Below are 22,589 nucleotides of genomic sequence, written 5' to 3' on the forward strand. Positions count from 1 at the left end.
CTATTTTTACTATGCTAGATTATAAATACTAGACCGTCTAGTTTGATATTAAAATTTGAGTGAGATTCCATTGCCTGAACAAAAAAACAAACGACAAGGCCGCCCCAAAAGCGAAGAAAAACATAACCTTATTCTTCATTCAGCGTCGTGTTTATTTATCGAAAATGGTTTCGCTAATACCTCAATGGATAATATTGCTAAGGCGTCTGGGGTATCAAAACAAACGGTTTATTCTCACTTCGATAATAAAGATGCCTTGTTTAAGGCCGCTATTACGAAGAAATGCCAATCTTACCAACTAGATACCAATCAATTGATGCAAGGCACGAATGCTAACCTTCCGCTAAACCATTATTTAAAGCAGGTAGGTACGCAGTTCATCAGGTTGATACAAGATCCAGTGGCGGTTGCTGTTTTCCGATTGGTCATTGGTGAAGCGCAAAGCACACCTCATGTGGCAAAACTATTTTATGATGCTGGACCTGGTGCATCGATAGAGGCCTTCTCTGAAGTCTTCTTCTTTTATGGTAAAGGCGCGCTAACGAAAGCTAACAGTGTGCAGTTGGCCATAGACTTTTGCTCGTTGTTACAAAGCGACTTTCACAACAAATTGCTGTGCGGTGTTCAAGAGGCAATGCTTAATGAAGCAATTGGCGCTCATGTAGAAATTGCTGTCGAGAAAACCTTACTGCTATTTAATACTTATTGTACAAATAAAGACGAATAACTCAGCATCTAGACGGCGACGAAGGATTACTTATTTCCTCGTTTGTTATACACTAAAGCCGTTTTCGTTGATGATTGAGTGACACATGTCTGACTTTACCGGTAATCATATTCTTTCGGTTAATCAATTCGATCGTGAGGCTATTGAGAAAGTATTCTCAGTTGCTGATTCCATGCAGCCCTATGCGAAACGCCAAAAGCGCACTACTGTGCTTGAAGGCGCCATCCTTGGTAATTTATTTTTCGAACCTAGCACCCGGACTCGCGTCAGTTTCGGCACCGCGTTTAACCTTTTAGGTGGTGAAGTGCGTGAAACCACCGGCATGGCCAGTTCAGCCTTAGCGAAAGGCGAATCACTTTATGATACCGCCCGTGTACTGAGCGGTTACTCAGATATTATTGCCATGCGTCACCCTGCTGCGGGATCGGTAGCCGAGTTTGCAGAAGGCAGTCGTGTTCCAGTGATTAACGGTGGTGACGGTGCTAATGAACACCCCACTCAAGCCTTACTCGATTTATTTACCATTAAACGTGAATTGGAATACCATGGCCATGGTATTGATGGTTTACATATCGCAATGATTGGCGACCTTCGTTACGGTAGAACCGTACACTCGTTGTCTCGCCTTTTATGCTTATTCAAAAATGTGCGCTTCACGCTAATATCGCCTAAAGAATTAGCCATGCCACAGCCAATTATCGATGCGATTGAAAATGCGGGGCATCAGCTTAATATAACGGAAACATTTGAAGGCAGTTTAGATGCCGACATTTGTTATCAAACCCGTATTCAGGAAGAGCGTTTTCCTTCTCAAGAAGAAGCCAATAAATACCGTGGGAAGTTCCGTTTAAACCACTCTATTTATACTCGCCATTTTCAGTCTAAAACTGTCATTATGCATCCACTTCCTCGAGATTCTCGTATAGAGGCTAACGAGCTAGATAACGACCTAAATTTAAATCCAAACCTTGCCATATTCAGACAAACCGACAACGGCGTTCTCGTACGCATGGCGTTATTTGCGCTTACGTTAGGCGTTGAAGAGTTATTGACTAAATATGAACGTGAAGTGGTATGGTTCAGCAACAAGAGCAATGAATTACATGCAAAAATCTGAAGTCCTTTTTACCCGCGCCCAAAAAACCATTCCTGGCGGTGTTAATTCACCCGTTCGCGCTTTTAAAGCCGTTGGCGGAACACCTCGTTTTATTACCAAGGCTGATGGCCCTTACATGTGGGACGCCGATGGTAAACAGTATATCGATTACGTGCAATCGTGGGGCCCCATGGTATTGGGTCATAATAATCCACAAATTCGACAAGCGGTCATCGATGCCTCTGAATTCGGTCTTTCATTCGGTGCACCTACCGAAGCTGAAATCATTATGGCTGAAACGGTAAGTAAATTGGTGCCGTCAATGGAAATGGTACGCATGGTAAATTCAGGCACTGAAGCCACCATGTCCGCTATTCGTTTATCTCGCGGCTACACGGGTCGCAATAAAATCGTTAAATTTGAAGGCTGTTATCACGGACATGCCGACTCGTTGCTAGTAAAAGCAGGGTCAGGGGCATTGACCATGGGAGTGCCGAGTTCTCCTGGTGTACCTGCTAACGTGGCCGAGCACACCTTAACGGTTGAATATAACAGTATAGAAAGTGTAAAGAATGTATTTAAGGCTCACGGAAACGACATTGCCTGTATAATTGTTGAGCCAGTTGCTGGTAATATGAACTGCATTCCACCTGTTGAAGGCTTTTTAGAAGGTCTTCGTGATGTGTGTGACGAATACGGTAGCCTTCTGATATTTGATGAAGTGATGACAGGTTTTCGGGTATCACGCGGTGGAGCACAAGAACGTTACGGCATAAAGCCAGACCTAACTTGCTTAGGTAAAGTGATTGGCGGCGGAATGCCGGTAGGTTGTTTCGGGGGTAGACGAGACATTCTTACTCATATTGCGCCTACCGGCCCGGTTTATCAGGCCGGTACCTTGTCAGGTAATCCCGTAGCCATGGCTGCAGGTTTAGCTGCCATGCAACAGATTCAGGAAGAAGGCCTTTACGAAGGCATCTTTGAAAATACCCAAGCACTTGCTGATGGCATGCAAGCCCTTGCCAACAAGCACGGTATTAAACTAAGTACTAATGTTGCCGGCAGTATGTTTGGGATATTCTTCACGGACATTGAGCGCGTGACTAATTATCAGCAGGCCATTAACTGCAATACAGAGCAGTTCAACAAATTTTATCACGGCATGTTGGAGCAAGGTGTTTACTTGGCACCTGCCTCATACGAAGCTGGATTTGTATCTAAAGCGCATGATAAGGACATCATTGCGAAAACTTTAGAAGCCGCTGACAAGGTGTTTGCAATGCTTAAATAATAACAATGGATAGGTATTTTGACGTCGACGGATTGGTTACTACTAAGTGTATTATTTTTAGTTTTTGCTTACAGTGTTGTCGTTACCGCTGTGCTGGTAAAGTATCGCCGGCACAGACTTAATAGACTTATTTACCGACAGCGACGTAAAGCAAAGTTAAAATCAGATTCCTCAGCCGAACAGCATAATCAACACGTTGCTGATGAAGCGTTAAGATTATCTCAAGCCTTTCAAAAATTTGTTCCTCAACAGTTTATCGACCATATCACTAAAACCGGCTCAGGCCATATTGAGCTTGGTTATGCCGATGAGCAGGATGTAGCTATCCTTTTCTGCGACATTCGCGGTTTTACCGGCTTATAAGGAAAAATGCGCCCACAGGAGCTTATGGGGTTTCTCAACTCGTATTTCTTGCGTATGAATAAACCAATTCACGAGAACGGCGGGTTTATTGATAAATTTATCAGCGATGCCATGATGGCATTGTTTGATCATCAAGGTGGTACCCCGCAAGATAAAGCTATTGACGCAATTAACGCTGCGATGGAATTACGCAAAACCCTCGATTTTTACAATATTCGTCGTAAGCGTAAGGCCTTTGTTCCCATTAATGTGGGTGTGGGAATACACTATGGGCCTGTGGTAATGGGAACGGTAGGTTCTATGACAGAATGAATACCACTTTTATTGGCGACAGCGTTAATATTGCTTGTCGTTTAGAAGCACTAGCGCCAAAGTACGGTGCTGACATTATTGTCAGTGCACAAGTACTTGAAGGAATGGGGGACAAGTTCCCTGTTAAAACGCGGCTTCTTGACTGGGTTCGGGTAAAAGGGCGCAAAGCCGCAATCCAAATTTATGAGGTGCTTAGCCATTTGCCACATCAACAGCAGGAAGAACGGTTTTCGGTTCAATTTAAAATTGCCGCTGTCCTAGCCTGTAGAATAGATAAAGAGTGGGAGTTGGCTATAGCGCAATTTGAAGCGGCGTTGGCTATTTTTCCTCAAGACTCCTTGGCGAAGCACCATATTGATGTGTGTCGTATATATCAAAACATGCTGCTGCCAGATGACTGGGATGGCGCCTTAACTATTCAGTAGAGCCTCACCGACCCTATTCAGATTCTATATTTTTCGCCTGTTCACGAATAAAGGTAACGGATGGGGCAAAAAAGGCAGCGCCCGTTTCTGCGTTAGTGAAATCTAACCAGCGGTCATAATCTCCATCACCATTGCCGTATATTTGGCTATGCAGCATGGCCTTAAAAGGCCGAGCGCTGGCTGAACAACTCACGAACATTAGCCCTTGCGACACCATATCACCATACGGCATACCTTGTTTAATCAGCCCTGCCTTACCACTTTCAGTGGTAATTATATTGGCGCGAACACTATGAGAAGATTCAGACTGTTCAGCACTCACCAAGTTATGCTGCTGAGTAGTCCCCATCACCTGTTCTTGCTGCCGTGATGAAAGACTGTGCCAACGGCGTAAGTCATGCTTGTAGCGCTGTACGTGTAGATAACTTCCACCGCTAAAATCAGGATCGTTTTCATTTACGATGGCAACCTCTCTGCGCTTCATTCCACGAGGGTTATCTGCGGCATACAAGTACCCGGTAAGATCCCGTCCATCAAGGTAACGAAAACCACGAATTTGCTCTACCATTTCTACGTGTAATCGGAGTAAATCCATGACCTCGATGCCGATAGCATGGCAAATATCTAAACGGTCAGCCCTAATTTGAATAAACAAATCACAGGGCATAGTAGGCGCACTTCTATCTTCACATTGCATATCCGGGAAAGGCATCAATTCTACTGGAATTAAGCCTGGGTACACTTCAGTCCAATAGCCAGTTCCAATAGCCACAACACCGGTCACCATAGCTTCGTAATGCTCAGACTCAAAGTGTTCGAATATATCTAACACGCGGGCAAGCTTCGCCCTTACCGCTTCACTATCGTCATCAATAACGTTAAGCAGTAAATATTGCGCATGTAAATTAGGTTCTGCGCAAATCCCTTTTTGTGGTTGTGTCATGGGCACTCTTATTGTTATTTAACCATGGCGAACAATGATACGAGTGTGTATTAATAACCCGCAGCTTGTCCATCTTTTCGGCTTTCAGAAGCCCCAAAGTAAACGTTGCGCTTATCATCCCACATAATTGCCTGATAGCCCCCAAAAGCACCAACAACGCGACGCAATGTGTGACCTCGCTCCATCAACTCTCGCTGTACTGTCTCATCAAATCCTGATTCAAGGCTAATATAGCCGCCATCAAGCATTAATTTACCTGTTGGCGAACTAGAGCCACTGTGCAAAATACGCGGAGCATCACCCGCTTCTTGTAGATTCATACCAAAATCGAGCATGTTCACAATGATTTGCGCATGCATTTGAGGCTGAGTACCTCCGCCCATTACACCGAAGCTTAAAAATGGTGCACCATTACGAGTTACAAATGCAGGGATAATGGTATGAAATGGGCGCTTTTCAGGCTTAAGTTCGTTGAAATGACCTTCTTCTAAGGTAAACATTTCGCCGCGATTTTGTAGTACAAAACCAAGCCCTGGGGGTGTCATTCCTGACCCCATACCGCGATAGTTACTTTGGATTAGCGATACCATATTACCGTTTTTATCGGCCACCGTTAAATAAACTGTATCGCCATCGTAAATACCTGCGTCTACACGTTCTGCGGCTTTATCGCCGTTAATAAGCTGCTGACGTTCAGTGGCGTAATCTTTGGAAATTAACCACTCAACTGGAATGTCTTTAAATGCGGGGTCAGCATAAAACTTTGCGCGATCTTCAAATGCTAACTTTTTCGCTTCCACAAAGGTATGAATATACTCGGCAGAATTAAAGCCCATGCCTTCAATGTCATAGCGCTCTAATACATTGAGTATTTGTAATGCCGCAATACCCTGCCCATTAGGGGGAAGCTCCCATACATCGTAGCCGCGATAATTTGTTGATACCGGCTCTACCCATTCTGACGTATGCGACGCTAAATCAGCATAAGAAAGGTAACCACCTTGCGATTTCATATAGGCGTCAATATTTTGCGCAATGTCACCCTTATAAAAAGCATCTCGCCCGCCAGTGGCAATTTTTTCGTAGGTTACTGCGAGACCAGGGTTCTTAAAAACATCCCCTTTTTTGGGGACTTTCCCATTAATAAGAAACGTTTCTGCAAACCCATCGTAATGACCTATTCTTTCGTTGTTCATTGCTAAATAATAAGCAACCAGTTCAGAAACAGGAAAGCCATTTTTGGCATATTCAATGGCCGGCGTGAGCAACGCTGTCATAGGTAACTTGCCAAACTTTTCATGTAGCATAAACCAGCCATCTACGGCCCCAGGCACAGACACAGGCAGTGGCCCAAATTTAGGTATTTGCGCTAAACCTCTATCGTTAAACACTTGTTTGGTCAGCAACTTTGGAGAGCGGCCCGATGCGTTCAACCCAACTAACTTGTTTTCTTTAGCATCCCATACTATTGCGAATAGATCGCCGCCTACACCTGCCCCCGTAGGTTCAACAAGCCCCAACATCGCGTTTGCAGCAATGGCGGCGTCTACAGCACTACCGCCTCGTTTAAGAATATCGAGAGCCACTTGGGTAGCAAGAGGCTGGCTTGTCGCAGCCATACCATGTTGAGCAATAACTTCTGAACGACTCGCAAACGGCGCGCCGGTAACCCTATCGTACCCATAAGCCATTTGACTGACACACAGTAGTAACAAACATCGCAACAGCATGATTTACTTTCCTAATAAAAGAACAAACCTAATGTAGCATTATTGCTAACTAAGTAAATTATCAATAGTTTAGCGTTATTTTTAACTTTATGAAAAACGAAAAAAGCCCCGCAGATGCGGGGCTTAAGATTGATGATACAGGCATTATCGTTATTATAAGTAATTTTGCCTGTTCAGACTTCCTTACGTACGGCCGCTGGTAAAGTCAGGATATGCTTCCAGACCACATTCACTCATATCAACGCCGTCGAATTCTTCTTCTTCAGTTACACGAACACCAATAACGGCTTTAATCGCTAACCAAACAACAAGGCTTACTACAAACACCCAAACAAAGATGGTAGCAGCACCAATTAACTGACCAACAATGCTTGATCCGTCGTTAGTGAATGGAACAAGGATAAGACCAAGTAAACCAACTACACCGTGAACAGAGATAGCACCTACTGGATCATCAATTTTAAGTTTATCTAACGCTACAATGCTTAGTACTACTAAGATACCACCAAGACCACCGAATAAGGTTGCTTGCAGTGGAGTAGGCGTTGAAGGCTCTGCAGTAATTGCCACCAAACCAGCTAGTGCACCGTTAAGGGCCATAGTTAGGTCAGCTTTGCCGAACAGAATGCGTGCTAAGATAAGCGCTGCAATACAACCACCAGCTGCTGCGGCGTTAGTATTCATAAATACAATCGCAACCGCGTTTGCACTTTCAACTGTAGCAGTAGCAAGTACTGAACCACCGTTAAAGCCAAACCAACCCATCCATAAAATGAATGTACCTAGCGTAGCAAGTGGAAGGTTAGCACCTGGAATAGCGTTAACTTTACCGTCAGCAGTATATTTGCCTTTACGAGCACCTAGTACTAATACACCAGCTAACGCTGCAGCAGCACCTGCCATGTGAACAATACCAGAACCTGCAAAGTCAGAGAAACCAAGGTCACCAAGGGTGTACATGCCAAATACAGCTTCACCGCCCCACGTCCAAGCACCTTCCATTGGATAGATGAAACCAGTCATCACAACAGCGAATGCTAAGAAAGCCCAAAGCTTCATACGCTCAGCCACTGCACCAGAAACAATAGACATTGCCGTTGCAACGAATACTACTTGGAAGAAGAAATCAGCAGAAGGTGCATACGTTGCCGCATCTTCAGCAACACCTGTTGCGCCGTCACCCATAATTCCACCAAGGAACGGGCTCCACTCGCCGCCACCATACATGATGCCGTAACCGCAAATCATATACATGGTGCTAGCAATGGCAAATAACGCGATATTTTTAGTTAGAATTTCTGTCGTGTTTTTAGCGCGTACCAAACCAGCTTCTAGCATGGCGAAACCTGCCGCCATCCACATAACTAGTGCACCGCAGATTAAGAAGTAAAAGGTATCTAGTGCATACCCGAGTTCAAATGTAATTTCCATTATGCTTTTCTCCGCAAATTAATCGTTGTGGCTTACAACGCGTCTGTGTCTGACTCGCCAGTTCGAATACGTACGGCTTGTTCAAGGTCGTAAACAAATACCTTACCGTCACCAATCTTGCCAGTCTTGGCTGCGCCAACGATGGCTTCTACCAAGCGATCTACCTGGTCGTCCTGAACGGCAATTTCCAGTTTGACTTTAGGTAAGAAATCCACTTGATATTCCGCGCCGCGGTAAAGTTCAGTGTGGCCTTTTTGACGTCCGAAACCTTTCACTTCGGTAACGGTTAGACCGTCAATTCCGATTTCTGAAATGGCTTCACGAACATCATCTAGCTTGAACGGCTTGATGATAGCTGTGACTAGTTTCATGAGTTGCTCCAGTTTTTTTAATGGTTGTTTTGCACATTTCGTGTCTTGTACAGGGAAGTAAACCAAGAGATGTGCCACAAATAATTAACGAATAAAAACAATAAGTTAACTAAAACGTGATGCATTTTGTTTACATTTATCGCACCAGACTGGTGCATAGCGCCATCAATGCCCAACTTTAGAGCGCAGTGAGTTAAATTAACTGAAAATAGCGATGAAATTAGGATGGAACTAATTAGTAATGATGCGGGTCAGTTACTAGGTATGACAATTATCACACCTATTATAGAGCCTGAGTATGTGCCTGAACGTGCGCAGGTTTTTCATGCGAGCAAGAAGGGTAAACTCGCAAAAGGCCTACTTATCTCAACCCTTTTACACCTAATTGGGTTAGTAATAGTGATTTTCTTTACTACGTTTGAAAGCGGTGTAAAACCAGCACACAAGCCTGCCCCCATTAGTGCAACCTTGTATTACCCCCACGTTAGCGTAGAAAAAACCATTACAGAGGCACCTGAACCGGTAGAAGTTATCCCTCCCGTTGTTGAGCCTAACGTACCAGAAAGCCCCAAAGCAAAAGTGACTGACACTGCCGAGCAAATAAAAGCGGTAGAGACTAAGCCAGTAGAAGCTAAACCCGCAGAAGCAAAACCCACAGAAGCAAAACAAGACAAGACTGCACCAAATACAGAAAGCACAATTACAGAAAATAACTCAACTGAAACCCCCTTGCCTGAAGCACCCGCGCCTACGATTTCCAATACCCAAGCTACTATCAACGCCTCGACAAGAAACCAGAAAGCTGGCAGTTTAAACTTGTCTCCACGGGCCAGTGCCTCGCAATTTTTTAATCGAAGAGAGCAAGAAGAAATTGCTGAGGAAGGCTTAAGAGCGGCTGAAGCACATAGGCGGAAAATAGAAAGCCCAGATATTGTTGATACTCGAAAAGGTGAAGAGGACACGTCATATGAAGAACGACCAGTGAAAAAAGTAAATTGCTCCGGCACGACCAACAAAGCGCTTACCGTTTTAAGTGGTTGGACTGGCGGTACGCTTGAATGTAGCAAGGGCAGCGACTACGACCGCTTTATTGAAGCCCGCGTCGCTAAAGAGCCAGTGAAAGACTAGCCGCTTAGACTCTAAGACCCTTTGAGTCCTTCTGATTAATTAGGCATTTGCCGCTTGGCGTAGACGACGCTTCATGATGAGCGCTGGCACAGCATTGCTAATTAGCGCGCCTACCATAATAAGTACAATTGCTATTGAAATGGCGGTGGACAGTGTACTTATTCCAAATAAAAATAGCGCAATACTGGAGATAACAGGTGTAGCAAAGCTTAGGCTCGCCAACAACTGGCGATTACCAAATTTAAGCCCAATATCCCACAAGTAAAACGCGCCACCTACAGGCCCAAGTCCTAGTAATATTGCACTTGCCCAAGCGTTAAATGAAAGGTCCCAATAGCTCGACTCTAGAGCTAGGTGGGAGCCCAGCGCTAGCACTGCTACTGCAATAGATATCCAGCCAATGTCTTCAACATCGCTTTTTGTGCCAGCCATAAACCACGAATAACCCGACCAAATTAAGGCGCAAATAAATGCCAACCCGTAACCCAGTGTAAATTCGCTATTAAACTGAATGCTTTCCCCCCCTGTAACTAAAATTCCGCAACCAATAAAACCTAGTGCACCTCCAATTACAGCAAACAACCGTTGGTGCGCGTTAGCCACTGCAATACCCAGCAGTAACGGCCATAGATAGGCAATAAGACTTGCTTCAATAGGCGGTGCATAACGAAGGGCTAGAAAATAGCAAAAGTGAAATCCGAAGAGACCGCTGGTAGCCACTATCCATTGGGTAAGTGTTAGTTTAGGTAATGTAAATAACGGCTCTCGCTTAATTAATCGCTTTAAAAAAAGCAATAGCGCAGAAACTGAAAAACAAATAAAAAGCAGCTGAAAAGGCGGCACTGACGATGCGTAAACACCCAACACAGCTAATACGCCCCACGAAATGATGGCCACAAGCCCTATAAACGTTGCCATTACTTGCCTATTTTTAAAATTCAAGAAGCCTAAGCATAACTGTAATTGTATATTCTATCTGTGCAGAAAAGGCGGTGTGGTTGATTTAAAAGCCTGATTTTCAGTTAAACTTTGCTGCGTTAATGAATACTGCGCTTTCACATATTTTGCGGGCCATTATTTTTCGGGCAAATACTACGGGAATAAATACTTAGCTTATGAAAGGAACTGATCATAGTTACCTTCCTGGCTATCGACGCTTAAAGTGCGTGGGTGGCATACCCACATGGTGTTTAAACCGACGGGTAAACGCAGACACATCGTCATACCCCACGTTTACCGCCACGGCAATAACAGGCATATCTGTATTGCTCAGTAAGGCCCGTGCTTTCTCCATACGCACATTAATGAGGTATTCCCTTAGCCCCATCCCAGTAGCGGCTATAAAGCGCTTTTTAAATTGTGTTGCGCCCACACAGGCAATTTTAGCAAGGGACGTGATAGTGTGTGGGTAGGCGACATCTTGGTGAATGCAAGAAAGCACTGGGATTATACGCTTATCAGTGGCGACACCGCGTTGCTGCTGGGCTAAAAGTGCCGAGAACAAACTTAACATGGCGTCATTCTCATCATCAGTGATGTGATGCGTTAATTGCACTTCCACATACGCTAAAAACGCCTGCATGGGTGTGCTTATTTGAAAAATGGGAGCGCCTTTAGCGGGGTCAGAGGCATTAGCGGATAAGGAGCCTTTAACGGATAAGGAGCCTTCAGCGGGTAAAGAGCCTTCTTCAAATAAATTGCCGCCAGCAATATTGTCCGGCACCGATTGCAAGTCCGCTACAATGAACTTCGCCTGCTCATCAGCAGTAAAGCCATGAATGGCACCAGGTGCTATACAAATCCCCTCTCCTACTCCAACGCACCCACTGAAAGTATTAAGCGATATATCGATATGCCCGTTAAGTGGCAATACTAACTGGTAATAGTCATGAGCGTGCATACACATAGTGCGAGTATAAGAACGAATAGATAATGACGGCTTCACGATACCTCACAGTCATACATAGTGCTTTAAGCTTACGTGCCTCTTATAAAAGTCATTAGGGCGCAAAAACTCAATACGTTAAAAATTAGCTATTACTTTTTATACCTTAACATTGCCAACCTATGACAGTGCAACGTATGCTGCATTTTTGGTTTTTGAAAGGAATGTGACGTGGCCGCTGCGAACTTATTAGCCCTTCTCGATGATATCGCAACATTAATGGATGACATTGCTGTTATGTCGAAGGTGGCAGCAAAGAAAACTGCTGGTGTTTTGGGGGATGATTTGGCGCTTAACGCTAACCAAGTACAGGGCGTGAAAGCTGACAGGGAATTACCCGTTGTGTGGGCCGTAGCAAAAGGCTCATTGCTAAATAAAGTTATATTGGTTCCTGCCGCCCTTCTTATTAGCGCTTTTGTGCCCTCGTTAATCACCGTACTTCTTGTACTAGGCGGACTCTATTTGTGCTTTGAAGGGGCTGAAAAGCTGCTTCATAAATATTTACCTCATGATGATGAGTCAGCAGAACGTGAAGCCAGAATAAACGCCCTTGCTGATGAAAAAGTGGATATGGTCGCGTTTGAAAAAGAGAAAATTAAAGGCGCTATTCGTACCGACTTTATTCTTTCAGCGGAAATCATTGTGATTGCACTAGGGAGTGTAACGGATGCCACTTTTACCACTCAAGTAGGTGTATTGGTGGCGCTTAGCATTGCTATCACATTAGGGGTATACGGGCTGGTTGCTGGTATTGTCAAAATGGATGATGTAGGGCTGTATTTACTGCGTAAATCACTCACGGGTACCATGAACACCCTCCAACGCTTCTTTGGCCGTGCACTGTTAATAGCCGCGCCCATTTTGATGAAAACCCTTGCAATAGTTGGCACCATTGCCATGTTTTTGGTGGGCGGCGGCATTCTTACTCACAACATTGGTTTTCTGCATCACGCCGCAGTGTGGTTCAGCGAACTCGCGCCATCAATAACGACCGTAATGGCGATTGCTGCCGATGGTCTTGCAGGTCTAGTCGCTGGCGCCGTTTTAGCCATCATCTTCACCCTAGCTTCTCGCTTACGCAAAAACTAAATGGTGTGTTTAAGGGGTAGAATCACTGCCCCTTACGTTTATTTAGCCAAATATGTATCTACTTACCTTATCCATATTCTCTGCTTTGCTGTGTCCCGCTTTAATTTTCATTTCCCACAATGATCAGCGTTAGTTATTTTGACCAAAACACATCCACAAACTAACTAAATATTAGTTAATTCGTTAATTTCGAAAACCTACCTTAAAAACAATAAAAATAAAAAATTATAATAATCATTAACTTAACTAATTATAAAAAGATGGCACATCCCTCGCTATAAACTAATTGTTAATTGATAACGACTTAATAAATAACTGCCAAGCAGTCCGATTTAGTGCAGTGACTTACTTTTACTCATAGGAGATGAACCATGTTTACCAACAAAAAATTACTTACTGCGCTGATTCTAAGTACTGCATTTACAGCCACCACTGCAATGGCGGATGAACCAACAAGTAACCTACTGTCGCAAACCGATTATTTAGTGGCTAGTGCAATGACTGATGTAAAACAAGATATGACGATAGGCATCACGTATGACGTATTAACGGCCAGTCATACTTTTGAACCGGATGCGGCAGAAGCCAGCACTTTAATTGCAGATATTACGATTACGCCAATGAAAAGTGATGAGTTTCAAAACGATAACGACGCGTAAGGAGGCAGGTATGCTAACCGCTAGCGCATTATTTATGTTGGTCTTGGCACCCGTAGCAGCATTTGCACTTAGCGCTGTAGTGTTTTCAACAGCGCGATATATGTTAGACCAGTTTTAGTACTAATTTTAAAGTTTAGCCTACTCCCTGGGGCTTTTTCAGGAGGCAATAAAAAGCATATTGAGTTGGATGCTTTTTACTGCCTACCTGTTTTTTTATCCAAATATTCTTTCCCACCAGCTTTTCTTTTCGCCTTCTTTTTCTCCATCAGGCTTCACTGCTTTACCAGAACAATCTTGTTGCGCAGGCGGTAACGCATCTAGAATAGCAGGTACACTCATGCTTCCGGCACAACCGGCAATCACTACCGCGCCGGTCTTCGCGTCAAAGTGCGCAATACCCAAACCATCTGGAAAGCGGCGAGATAAAGACTTAGGTGACTGAGACTTCATATAATTAATAAACACCGGTAAGGCACCACTGGCACCGGTTAAATTTACTGGCAAGTTATCATCATTGCCGACCCACACAGTCACCACGTTGTTACGGTCAAAGCCGCTGAACCAACTATCACGATAATCGTCAGTAGTACCGGTTTTACCCGCCATATTCACGTTACCAAAGTTGGCACCTATTTGTTTTGCGGTTCCATCTATCGTGACTTTGTAAAGTGCATAGTTCAGTAAGTAAGTAGCAGCTTCATCGGTTCGCTGCGCATAAAATTCGGCCTTTTTCCATAACAGTGCATTGTCAGCGGTTACGACTGAGCTCACTGTATGAAGGGGAACATAGCGCCCGCCGTTCGATAATGTTTGGTACATTTGGTTGGTAACAAACGGCGTTAACTCTACCGCCCCTAACGTAAGAGAAGGCACTAAATTGACCTGAGAGGTAACGCCTAGTCGTGCAATCGTGTCAGCAATAACATCCAGCCCCACTTGCATGCCTAAATTAACGGTAGGCACATTCAAAGATTCAACCAATCCTTGAATAAGCGGCACTTGCCCTCTGAATTCTTTATCGTAATTTAACGGTGACCATTGCTGCCCATTACGGCTTTCTAGCGTAATAGGCTCATCTTCAAGTGGCGTGGCTAAATTAAACTGGGTTGGATCTTCAAGGGCTGATAAATACACCGCAGGTTTAATTAATGAACCGATTGGACGCTTCGCTCCTAACGCTCGGTTAAACCCTTTAAATGAGTAGTCTTTACCGCCAACAATGGCGCGCACTTCGCCTTTGGCACTGTCGGTCACAACCATCGCGCCTTGAAGGGGATTTTTCCTGTTCGTTTGTAAACTGGCAATCGTACCAGAGAGGGCTTTTTCTGCCCGGCGCTGAGCCACGATATCTAACGTGGTAAACACTTTTACGCCCGAGTCACGCAAGCTTGAATCGGCTAGAATATCTGCAAGCTCTCGTCTTACCTGCTCCATAAAAGCAGGATGTTTGCCGCTGGCCAAACTAGCGCCACTGGCCAAACCTAACGGCATATTAATCGCCCGCTCATATTGACTGCGGTCAATTTCATTTTCGTCAAATAACATACGCAACACTAAGTCTCGGCGCTCTTTAACGCGCTCAGGGTGTTTACGTGGATTATAATAAGAAGGGCCTTTGATAATAGCCACAAGCGTTGCTATTTCAGTTGTGCTCAGTTCATTCGCTGGGCGGTCAAAGTAGAAGTAACTAGCCAGCCCGAAACCGTGCACCGCCATGTCTCCATTTTGCCCTAAGAAGACTTCATTTAAATAGGCTTGAATGATTTCCGACTTGGAATACCTGGCGTCTATGATCACCGCCATAATGGCTTCTTTCGCTTTACGCACAATCGAGCGTTCACGGGTTAGAAACATATTTTTGACTAATTGCTGGGTAAGCGTGCTACCACCTTGTACGGTTCTGCCCGCCGCAATATTTGCTAGTAGCGCCCGTAATATAGATAAAGGCGCTACACCGTGGTGATTATAAAAATTGCGATCTTCCACCAGCGTTAACGCTTTTGGCAGCATATCGGGAATAGTATCCAGTGTGACCAACATTCTGTCTTCCTGACTACCGCTGACCATGCGCGTAACCAACCATGGCTCAAGTTTTACAGTGCCAAATGGGCGAGTTTGCGTTCTGTCTTGAATCAGACTAATCCGACTGCCTTGCCAGGTTATCTCTAAATGGCGAAGCCCTTCTGCGCCTTCAGGAAAATGGAAAGCGCGGCGCTGAATATTTAAAATGCCATTTCGATAACTGTACTCACCGCTACCATCTGCTTCATTAACTTTGCGATATCCCAACAAGGTTAATTCATCTATCACTTCAGTGGGAGTAATTTCCTGCCCTTTACTCAGTTCTAGAGGACGGGCAAAAATCTGTGCTGGAACTTCCCATTTATTGCCTGAAAATTCATGTTTAATTTGCGCATCTAAGTAAAAGGCGTAGGCGCCAAGTACCACAACGCCTATCAGAAATAAGCGCAAGAAGAGCTTCATTATTGAAAAAGATTTAGGTTTGGATGCCGCTTTCGATTGTTTTTTTGCCACTTTTTTTGCCACTGAGAATGCCATGATATGAAGCTGAAAAAATTGTGCAGCTTTCTGAACACAATTTCCAGCGAATGCTGAAGAATTTTGTAGCAGCATATAAACAACTGCGTGCTGCACACTCTGAAGTTAGCGAACACTACCACTGCTCCCCCTCGGCAACAACTACAAAAATAGCGTCACGCTAAAATCAATCGTTTCAATGTTACCAACCGTAGTAATGTTGAATGCTTACACTCAAGGAGAAATTATGACATCTGAAAATAAGGCGAGCTCTATTGCCAATATGGAAGGGTTACAATCGGCTATCGTAGCGGGAGAAAAGGCCAGAGTGAAAGAGCTGTTAGAGGGTCGTTCGTTAGATGAACTTCAAAAAGGGTATTTAATCGAGCTTGCTGAATTAAACAACGATGGCGACATTGTTGGTATTTTAAAACAAGCGCCTACAGCATAACGTCGCAAGGTAGGTTTACATATTGTTACGTATCATCTGCCATAAACCTTAGCGCATCATTGAATTATACTCGCGTTTACCAGTCACATTGAGATAGCATGTGTACTCGCAATACAGGAATTGAATTATGGGTTTAAAGGGTAAAGGGAAGCAGTGGGTCACTGCAGCATCAATGATGTCAGCACTGCTATCAGGACTTTGCAGCACTACTGCAATGGCCGATGAGGCGTTTTCCGTGTGTACCTCTCAACTTGCCAACAAAGCACTTGAGCAAGGTGTCAGTCAAGACACTGTCGATACCATTTTCCCCTCATTAGTATACCAAGCTCGTGTTATAGAGCTTGATAGAAGCCAACCAGAATTCGTGCAAACGTTTCCGGGCTACTTTAGTAAACGTGTAACCGATTGGCGCACGAATAAGGGCAAGGAAATGTACGAAAAGCACAAGGACTTGTTGCACAAATTAAGTGACAAGTACGGTGTGCCGCCGCACTATTTGCTTGCCTTTTGGGGGCTTGAAACTAACTTTGGTAATTACAAAGGCAAAATGCCTGTTCTTGATTCATTAGCCACGCTTGCTTGCGATCCCCGAAGAAGCAAATACTTTACCCAAGAGCTTTTGGTTGCAGTGAAATTATTTGAGCGTGAGTCACTCACCCGTGAGGAAATGGTAGGTTCTTGGGCTGGCGCTATGGGTCATACCCAATTTATGCCGTCAGCTTATACCCATTACGCGGTAGATGGCGACAATGACGGTCAAATTAACTTATGGAATAGTGAAGAAGATGCACTAACCTCTGCGGCCAACTTTCTTGCAAGTTTAGGCTGGCAACGAGGCTTTCGTTGGGGCCGAGAAGTGCAACTTCCTGATAGTTTCGATTATCAACTTTCTGGTTATAAGAACCGCCGTACATTGAGCCAGTGGAGCGAACTAGGCGTGAAACAAGCCGATGCTAGCCCATTAGGCGACGACGATACTAAAGCATACGTGGTGGTTCCTGCAGGACATGCAGGCCCAGCATTTGTGGGTTACCAGAACTTTCGCGTGATCATGCGTTGGAATAATTCAGAGTTTTACGCCATTGCGGTAGGCGTATTAGCCGATAGAATTTCAGGAGCATCCGGGATTATTGCTCCCCTACCTGATTTACCCGCTTACAGCCGCAACGATATTATTGGCTTACAGAAAAAACTGAATGACCGCGGCTTCGATGTTGGTACGCCCGATGGAATAATTGGCCCTGCTACTCGCGAAGGTATTCGCAACTATCAAATAGCAAACGATATGATTGCTGATGGCTTCCCGGGCCTTAATGTGATGCAGTCTTTGAACTTAGTTGATAAGAGTGCTTAGCCGCTTTTAAAAGGCTTTACTTGCCCCGTTAGCCCATCGCCCTCTTTGTTTTGGCGGTGGGTTTAGCGGTAGCTGGTTCATCTGGCCAAAAGTGCTTGGGGTAGCGTCCTTTCATTTCTTTTTGAATCGCTAAATAACTGCCTGTCCAGAACCCCGCTAAATCTTTAGTGGTTTGAAGTGGTCGTCCTGCTGGCGACAATAGCTCATAAACAATATTGGTTCTGCCACCCGCCACCGTCAGTGGGGCAGTTTGGCTGTACATCTCTTGCATTCTAACCGCTAACACCACATCACCGTTATCGCGATACTCAAGTGCAGCATCACGCCCTGTGGGTATCGGTAAATGAGTTGGTAATAGTGAAGCAAGGGCGTCTTGCTGCGGCCAACTAAGTGCATTATTTAGCGTATTTTTCCATGGCAACTTTTGTAGTTTCGCCAAAGACTCACATCGACTTAAAGGCTCAATTAATGCCTCTTTTGCATTGTGCATTAATGCCGGCAAAGACTGAGGCCACGGGTCTGGTTTATCGAACGCCTGCGGCTGAGGTAAATTCAACGAAGCAGCAAGTTTAAGTCTGTTCCACCATTGCCAGTCACCTTCAGTGAGTGGCCACTCACTTACTGGAATGTTCTCTAAATATTCAAACCATGCATAAGCAGTCTGTTTTTTCCAAAAGCGATTATCTTGTTGTTTCTCTTGCCCTGATACGGGCTCACTGGCTAAGTCGATGGCATAAAAACCGGTAATCACCCGTGCTTCCATAGCCTTTTTTGCCACGTTGTAACGTACTTGCTTTTTGCTAGTAAACTCATTTGGGAACACGGCACGAAGCAGGGCTTCATTAATTGGCTGGACTAACCTGAACTTCACCGTATTTCCGGTTTGCTGACCATGTAAAACGGCCAACCACTGTTCAGGGGAATGCTGCTCTAATTCGCCCCCCTTGCCACTGGCGAGCTTATATCCACTTTGCTGAGGCTTTCCTTGCATATTTCCTTGCGTGGCCCCTCGTTTAGCCCCTCGTATAGCACCTTGTGTATCCCCTTGTCCGTTTTGCTTTCCATTTGCTTTTCCGTTGGCCTTATCAGATGCTTGCCCCCGATAAAACGCCACCCGCTGAGGAAAGGCAATGGCAATACAAAGCGCCAATGCTTCTTCGTCTATGACGTTAATGTCCAAATCGTTCGCCGTAAGACCAACATATCTTGTATATTTAGATGCTTGCTGATGAAGCTGTTTGCGCGCTTGACCATCAAGATTCAACAGCGCATCAATGACATAGGTTTGTGTAAACTGTCCAGCTAGGTTTTCGGCCAATGCCACCACAAAAGGCGCAGCACATTTAAGTTTCCTTTGCAGTGTAGGCTCTACCCCTTCAACACCTTGCTCGCAGCGTATTAACAAATTCGCCAAATTCGGATGGCAGGGTATGTCGGACAGTTTACGCCCATAGGAGGTAATTATTGGGTTGTCATCAAGATCTCTAAGAGCATCTATGGCGGTTAAGTTATTACTAGCCACCTTCAGCTGTGCATTAGTTGGCTGGGTTAACATCGCCAACGATGAGGGCGTAGCGCCCCATTGCAAGGCATCGAGCAATAAGGACGACACATCTTCTCGTAATACTTGCGGAGCATTATGCTGCGCCATACGTTCAAAACTACTTTGGCTACATAGCCGGTAGCAATCACCCGCGCTAACGCGTCCCGCTCGCCCAGCCCGTTGAATAGCCGATGCTCGGGATATACGCTGTTGCATTAACTGGGTAAAACCACTGGAAGGGTTATATTGCGCTTGATTCTCCCACATACTGTCTACCACCACCTTAACCCCTTCTATGGTTAAGCTGGTTTCGGCAATATTGGTGGCAAGAATAATTTTACGTCGTCCTTGTGGGTCAGGGTTGATAGCGGATTGTTGGGCTTCTTTGCTCATCGCCCCAAAAAGCGTGTGCAATGCCACATCATATTTATCTTCCAGCGTAGAAAGTCGTTGTGCCACCCCTCGAATGGCTCCGCTTCCTGGCAAGAAGACCAGTACATCACCTTGGTGTTGAGAAAATGCTCGGGTAGTCATTTCTGCGGTGGCGCTAACCACCTCATGGGCGAGCACATCTTTGCTGTAATGCATAGTAACGGGGAAAGTTCGCCCTTTTGCATCGAGGTTAATGGCAGGCACAGCCCCGTGATTATCCATTAATGCAGTAAGCGGCTCTACATCAAGGGTGGCCGACATAACGACTAGGCGGAGATCTTCTCGCAAGCCAGCTTGTACGTCGAGGGCTAGCGCTAAACCGAAGTCGCTATGAATGCTGCGCTCATGAAACTCATCAAATATAATGGCCGATACCCCAGCAAGTTCAGGGTCAGACTGAATCATTCTGGCGAGTATACCTTCGGTAATGAGTTCAAGGCGGGTGTTCTTTCCTACCTTACTTTCACCTTTAATACGGTAACCTACTGTGTCGCCCACTTTTTCATTAAGTATGCCTGCCAGATAATTCGCCAAATTCCGTACGACTACGCGGCGAGGCTGCATCAACAACACTTTACCCTGTGGTATCGCGCTTATTAGAGAAAGTGGTAGCACCGTAGACTTACCTGCACCCGGCGGTGCACCTATGATAAGGTTGTTTTCGCCAATCGCCTTGTTAACCGGTTCAATAAGCTGGGCTGCGGGTAAATGTAATAACGGCTGTAACATAAAGGTTTGCAATACCTAGATAAACTTCTCACACTATTGTACTTGAATTTACCTGCAGCAGAAGTTTTGCATTACGTTAAAACAAGCACGGCTAGACTAAGCACAGCTAAATAGAGACACCTGACGATATGTCCATTTGGGTTTAAACAATTTTTCTATTAACTAGGGCGTGTTGACTTCATTACACGTAGATAGAGGAGTGGGTATGCGTTGTTTCATTGGTTTAGATTTACATTCAACAGAAAAATTAGCCCTTGATAGTTGGCGGCAACAAGCCCTCCCAGAGGTGACAGCCCGCAACATGTTCAACCTTTCTGAGGGCCGAGCCCACAATGAAGGTAGAGGGAACGAAGGCAGGCGGGGCAAGGGTAAAGAGAGCAAAGGTAAAAGACGTGACTCAGGCGCATCCCAACCTTATGCGGTTAACGCAGCCAATTACCATATGACCTTAAGTTTTCTCGGCCACATTACTCACCGACAGCATGAGGCGTTAGTCGCCGAACTAGATACGCTAATACATGCACCATTTTCACTAACCTTAGACACTACTGGTATTTGGAACGGCCCTAAGATTCTCTTTGCCGCACCACAATCACCGCCAGCAGAGCTCATGGCCTTAGCAAAATCTACCCGCAAGGCCGCCAGAGCAGCAGCTATAGAGGTTGATGGTAAAGGGTTTTCGCCCCATGTTACCGTTATTCGAAAAGCCACGGCGGCGCTTCCTGTGCCTTTGTATACACCTCATGTAGAGATGCATGCCTCGGCGTTCCACCTTTTTGAATCTGTCTCTACACCGCAAGGGGTTACATACCCCGTTAGGCAAAGTTGGAATTTAAAGCACAATATGTCAGTGCGTGAGAAGCTACGCCGAGGAATTAATGATGAGTAGTTGGTTAACGATCATTCATCGGGTGATATTATTTATAGCAAAATAGCCTATTTCAGTTAGGCTTTTTAAGCCCAAAAACCTTTACATCACTGGCGTAGCTGGGTAAAAAGGGGGTCTTATTTAGTGAGACCTCAATTCCATGCAACAAACGTTTCGATTAGTAATAGATTGCCCTGACCAAATTGGCTTAGTTGCCAGTGTTTCTCAGTTTTTAGCTAGCCATGGTGCCACCATCGTTGAAGCTAACCATCACACCGATTTACAAACCGGTAGATTCTTTATGCGCCACGAAATTGGTGCCGATTCTATTGGGTTAGATTACGACAGCTTTTTAGCAGAATTTGCGCCTTTGGCGAACGAATTTCAAATGAATTGGAAACTCTCTGATTCGAGTAAGAAGCAGCGCGTTGCCTTACTGGGTAGCGTGGAATCTCACTGTATGGTTGATTTACTGCATCGCTGGCACACCGGTGAGCTTGATTGCGATATTCCGTGCATTATTGGCAACCATCCACAAATGAAGCAATTTGCCGATTGGTATAAAGTGCCGTTTCATTGGGTAGACTTTAAAGCGTTGGGCAAAGAAGCGGCTTTTGCGCAAATCTCAACCTTATTGGAAGAGTATAAAATTGACCTAACAGTGCTTGCCCGCTTCATGCAGATTTTGCCAGATACGCTATGCCAACAACTTCAAGGTAAAGCAATTAACATTCACCATAGTTTCTTACCGAGCTTTGCAGGGGCTAAACCCTACCAACAGGCTTACGATCGCGGTGTTAAGTTAATTGGGGCAACCTGCCATTACGTCACCAAAGACCTAGACGAAGGCCCTATTATTGAGCAAAGCGTTAAGCGTATTAGCCACAGTGATAGCGCGGTTGATATGGTGAGAAAAGGGAAGGACTGTGAAGTAACCGCCCTTGCCCATGGCGTGCGTTATCATTTGGAAGACCGCGTGATTATTCATCGCAATAAAACCGTGGTATTTGCATAAGACACTGTTTTATAAATTCCGCAGCAAGATAAAAAAGCCAGACGAGAGTGACTCGTCTGGCTTTTTTGATTCTGACAAGCATGAACACGTTTACTTTATGACACTGTAACCTACGTACAGGGCTCAATTTCAGCCTTTCGCGCTCACCC

General features: G+C 45.0%; 21 protein-coding genes. 13 read left to right on the top strand and 8 right to left on the bottom strand.

The features are described 5' to 3' along the window. Positions 1 to 70: 70 nt before the first annotated feature. The 6 genes from AAC006_RS06060 (at position 71) to AAC006_RS06085 (ending at position 4,214) form a co-directional block, all read left to right on the top strand. The gene (locus AAC006_RS06060) at positions 71 to 727 is read left to right on the top strand and encodes a TetR/AcrR family transcriptional regulator (RefSeq protein WP_339890912.1); all 657 of its coding nucleotides are present in this window, start codon (positions 71 to 73) and stop codon (positions 725 to 727) included. An 85-nt stretch (positions 728 to 812) separates the two neighbouring features. Next, positions 813 to 1,844, top strand: a complete 1,032-nt coding sequence (locus AAC006_RS06065) for an aspartate carbamoyltransferase (RefSeq protein ID WP_013785689.1) — start codon at positions 813 to 815, stop codon at positions 1,842 to 1,844. Continuing rightward, positions 1,831 to 3,114 carry a glutamate-1-semialdehyde 2,1-aminomutase gene (gene hemL, locus AAC006_RS06070; protein ID WP_013785690.1) on the top strand — a complete coding sequence of 428 codons (1,284 nt, stop codon included), beginning with the start codon at positions 1,831 to 1,833 and terminating at the stop codon, positions 3,112 to 3,114. Before AAC006_RS06065 ends, hemL begins: the two co-directional genes overlap by 14 nt. An 18-nt stretch (positions 3,115 to 3,132) precedes the next feature. Beyond that, entirely contained in the window at positions 3,133 to 3,477 is a 345-nt protein-coding gene (locus AAC006_RS06075) for a hypothetical protein (protein WP_339890914.1), read from the top strand. Between the two features lie 54 nt (positions 3,478 to 3,531). Then, a complete protein-coding gene (locus tag AAC006_RS06080) occupies positions 3,532 to 3,789 on the top strand; it encodes an adenylate/guanylate cyclase domain-containing protein (RefSeq protein WP_339890915.1) in 258 nt (85 codons plus the stop codon). Continuing rightward, positions 3,786 to 4,214 carry a hypothetical protein gene (locus AAC006_RS06085; RefSeq protein WP_339890916.1) on the top strand — a complete coding sequence of 143 codons (429 nt, stop codon included), beginning with the start codon at positions 3,786 to 3,788 and terminating at the stop codon, positions 4,212 to 4,214. Before AAC006_RS06080 ends, AAC006_RS06085 begins: the two co-directional genes overlap by 4 nt. Before the next feature lie 13 nt (positions 4,215 to 4,227). Here the strand turns inward: AAC006_RS06085 and AAC006_RS06090 are convergent, their stop codons facing one another. The 4 genes from AAC006_RS06090 to glnK all read right to left on the bottom strand — a co-directional run bounded on the left by AAC006_RS06090 (position 4,228) and on the right by glnK (position 8,689). Beyond that, positions 4,228 to 5,157, bottom strand: a complete 930-nt coding sequence (locus AAC006_RS06090; RefSeq protein WP_013785692.1) for a Dyp-type peroxidase — start codon at positions 5,155 to 5,157, stop codon at positions 4,228 to 4,230. A gap of 50 nt (positions 5,158 to 5,207) precedes the next feature. Continuing rightward, on the bottom strand, positions 5,208 to 6,887 hold the full coding sequence (gene ggt, locus AAC006_RS06095; RefSeq protein WP_339890918.1) for a gamma-glutamyltransferase: 1,680 nt from the start codon (positions 6,885 to 6,887) through the stop codon (positions 5,208 to 5,210). A gap of 183 nt (positions 6,888 to 7,070) precedes the next feature. Next, positions 7,071 to 8,318 carry an ammonium transporter gene (locus tag AAC006_RS06100; protein WP_339890919.1) on the bottom strand — a complete coding sequence of 416 codons (1,248 nt, stop codon included), beginning with the start codon at positions 8,316 to 8,318 and terminating at the stop codon, positions 7,071 to 7,073. Positions 8,319 to 8,350: 32 nt separating this feature from the next. Next, on the bottom strand, positions 8,351 to 8,689 hold the full coding sequence (gene glnK, locus AAC006_RS06105; protein WP_013785695.1) for a P-II family nitrogen regulator: 339 nt from the start codon (positions 8,687 to 8,689) through the stop codon (positions 8,351 to 8,353). A 225-nt stretch (positions 8,690 to 8,914) separates the two neighbouring features. Between glnK and AAC006_RS06110 the strand changes: the two genes are divergently transcribed. Beyond that, on the top strand, positions 8,915 to 9,817 hold the full coding sequence (locus AAC006_RS06110) for a hypothetical protein (RefSeq protein WP_338454742.1): 903 nt from the start codon (positions 8,915 to 8,917) through the stop codon (positions 9,815 to 9,817). Between the two features lie 39 nt (positions 9,818 to 9,856). On the opposite strand, the gene AAC006_RS06115 is transcribed toward AAC006_RS06110, so the two are convergent. Next, positions 9,857 to 10,735 (bottom strand): EamA family transporter, encoded by an 879-nt coding sequence (locus AAC006_RS06115; RefSeq protein ID WP_013785697.1) that lies wholly within the window; start codon positions 10,733 to 10,735, stop codon positions 9,857 to 9,859. 229 nt (positions 10,736 to 10,964) lie between these two features. Next, positions 10,965 to 11,762, bottom strand: coding sequence for an AraC family transcriptional regulator (locus AAC006_RS06120; protein WP_126872968.1), 798 nt, complete (start codon positions 11,760 to 11,762; stop codon positions 10,965 to 10,967). 171 nt (positions 11,763 to 11,933) lie between these two features. Here AAC006_RS06120 and AAC006_RS06125 point away from each other — a divergent pair, with 171 nt between their 5' ends. Together AAC006_RS06125 and AAC006_RS06130 are read left to right on the top strand one after the other, a co-directional pair. Then, on the top strand, positions 11,934 to 12,851 hold the full coding sequence (locus AAC006_RS06125) for a DUF808 domain-containing protein (protein WP_013785699.1): 918 nt from the start codon (positions 11,934 to 11,936) through the stop codon (positions 12,849 to 12,851). A gap of 371 nt (positions 12,852 to 13,222) precedes the next feature. Then, positions 13,223 to 13,510: a hypothetical protein gene (locus AAC006_RS06130; protein ID WP_208805931.1), complete on the top strand. Its 288-nt coding sequence runs from the start codon at positions 13,223 to 13,225 to the stop codon at positions 13,508 to 13,510. 213 nt (positions 13,511 to 13,723) lie between these two features. Here AAC006_RS06130 and mrcB read toward each other — a convergent pair whose 3' ends face one another. Continuing rightward, complete coding sequence (gene mrcB / locus AAC006_RS06135; RefSeq protein ID WP_338454761.1) at positions 13,724 to 15,994, bottom strand: penicillin-binding protein 1B; 2,271 nt, start codon at positions 15,992 to 15,994, stop codon at positions 13,724 to 13,726. A gap of 301 nt (positions 15,995 to 16,295) precedes the next feature. Between mrcB and AAC006_RS06140 the strand changes: the two genes are divergently transcribed. Both AAC006_RS06140 and AAC006_RS06145 read left to right on the top strand, forming a co-directional pair. Then, complete coding sequence (locus tag AAC006_RS06140; protein ID WP_013785703.1) at positions 16,296 to 16,499, top strand: hypothetical protein; 204 nt, start codon at positions 16,296 to 16,298, stop codon at positions 16,497 to 16,499. 127 nt (positions 16,500 to 16,626) lie between these two features. After that, on the top strand, positions 16,627 to 17,853 hold the full coding sequence (locus AAC006_RS06145) for a lytic murein transglycosylase (protein WP_256770188.1): 1,227 nt from the start codon (positions 16,627 to 16,629) through the stop codon (positions 17,851 to 17,853). Between the two features lie 28 nt (positions 17,854 to 17,881). On the opposite strand, the gene AAC006_RS06150 is transcribed toward AAC006_RS06145, so the two are convergent. Continuing rightward, on the bottom strand, positions 17,882 to 20,557 hold the full coding sequence (locus AAC006_RS06150) for an ATP-dependent helicase C-terminal domain-containing protein (RefSeq protein WP_339890920.1): 2,676 nt from the start codon (positions 20,555 to 20,557) through the stop codon (positions 17,882 to 17,884). Positions 20,558 to 20,762: 205 nt separating this feature from the next. Here AAC006_RS06150 and thpR point away from each other — a divergent pair, with 205 nt between their 5' ends. Then, positions 20,763 to 21,446: an RNA 2',3'-cyclic phosphodiesterase gene (gene thpR, locus AAC006_RS06155; protein ID WP_013785715.1), complete on the top strand. Its 684-nt coding sequence runs from the start codon at positions 20,763 to 20,765 to the stop codon at positions 21,444 to 21,446. Between the two features lie 139 nt (positions 21,447 to 21,585). Next, positions 21,586 to 22,440, top strand: a complete 855-nt coding sequence (purU, locus tag AAC006_RS06160) for a formyltetrahydrofolate deformylase (RefSeq protein ID WP_013785716.1) — start codon at positions 21,586 to 21,588, stop codon at positions 22,438 to 22,440. Positions 22,441 to 22,589: the final 149 nt, after the last annotated feature.

The organism is uncultured Alteromonas sp., from assembly GCF_963976965.1.
In the GTDB taxonomy this organism is placed as follows: Bacteria; Pseudomonadota; Gammaproteobacteria; order Enterobacterales; family Alteromonadaceae; genus Alteromonas; species Alteromonas naphthalenivorans.

Coding starts and splice junctions, on each gene's coding strand:
- AAC006_RS06065 (WP_013785689.1), top strand. CDS start 813: ATGTCTGACTTTACCGGTAATCATATTCTTTCGGTTAATCAATTCGAT.
- hemL (WP_013785690.1), top strand. CDS start 1,831: ATGCAAAAATCTGAAGTCCTTTTTACCCGCGCCCAAAAAACCATTCCT.
- AAC006_RS06080 (WP_339890915.1), top strand. CDS start 3,532: ATGAATAAACCAATTCACGAGAACGGCGGGTTTATTGATAAATTTATC.
- AAC006_RS06085 (WP_339890916.1), top strand. CDS start 3,786: ATGAATACCACTTTTATTGGCGACAGCGTTAATATTGCTTGTCGTTTA.
- AAC006_RS06090 (WP_013785692.1), bottom strand. CDS start 5,157: ATGACACAACCACAAAAAGGGATTTGCGCAGAACCTAATTTACATGCG.
- ggt (WP_339890918.1), bottom strand. CDS start 6,887: ATGCTGTTGCGATGTTTGTTACTACTGTGTGTCAGTCAAATGGCTTAT.
- AAC006_RS06100 (WP_339890919.1), bottom strand. CDS start 8,318: ATGGAAATTACATTTGAACTCGGGTATGCACTAGATACCTTTTACTTC.
- glnK (WP_013785695.1), bottom strand. CDS start 8,689: ATGAAACTAGTCACAGCTATCATCAAGCCGTTCAAGCTAGATGATGTT.
- AAC006_RS06110 (WP_338454742.1), top strand. CDS start 8,915: ATGGAACTAATTAGTAATGATGCGGGTCAGTTACTAGGTATGACAATT.
- AAC006_RS06115 (WP_013785697.1), bottom strand. CDS start 10,735: ATGGCAACGTTTATAGGGCTTGTGGCCATCATTTCGTGGGGCGTATTA.
- AAC006_RS06130 (WP_208805931.1), top strand. CDS start 13,223: ATGTTTACCAACAAAAAATTACTTACTGCGCTGATTCTAAGTACTGCA.
- mrcB (WP_338454761.1), bottom strand. CDS start 15,994: ATGAAGCTCTTCTTGCGCTTATTTCTGATAGGCGTTGTGGTACTTGGC.
- AAC006_RS06140 (WP_013785703.1), top strand. CDS start 16,296: ATGACATCTGAAAATAAGGCGAGCTCTATTGCCAATATGGAAGGGTTA.
- AAC006_RS06145 (WP_256770188.1), top strand. CDS start 16,627: ATGGGTTTAAAGGGTAAAGGGAAGCAGTGGGTCACTGCAGCATCAATG.
- AAC006_RS06150 (WP_339890920.1), bottom strand. CDS start 20,557: ATGTTACAGCCGTTATTACATTTACCCGCAGCCCAGCTTATTGAACCG.
- thpR (WP_013785715.1), top strand. CDS start 20,763: ATGCGTTGTTTCATTGGTTTAGATTTACATTCAACAGAAAAATTAGCC.
- purU (WP_013785716.1), top strand. CDS start 21,586: ATGCAACAAACGTTTCGATTAGTAATAGATTGCCCTGACCAAATTGGC.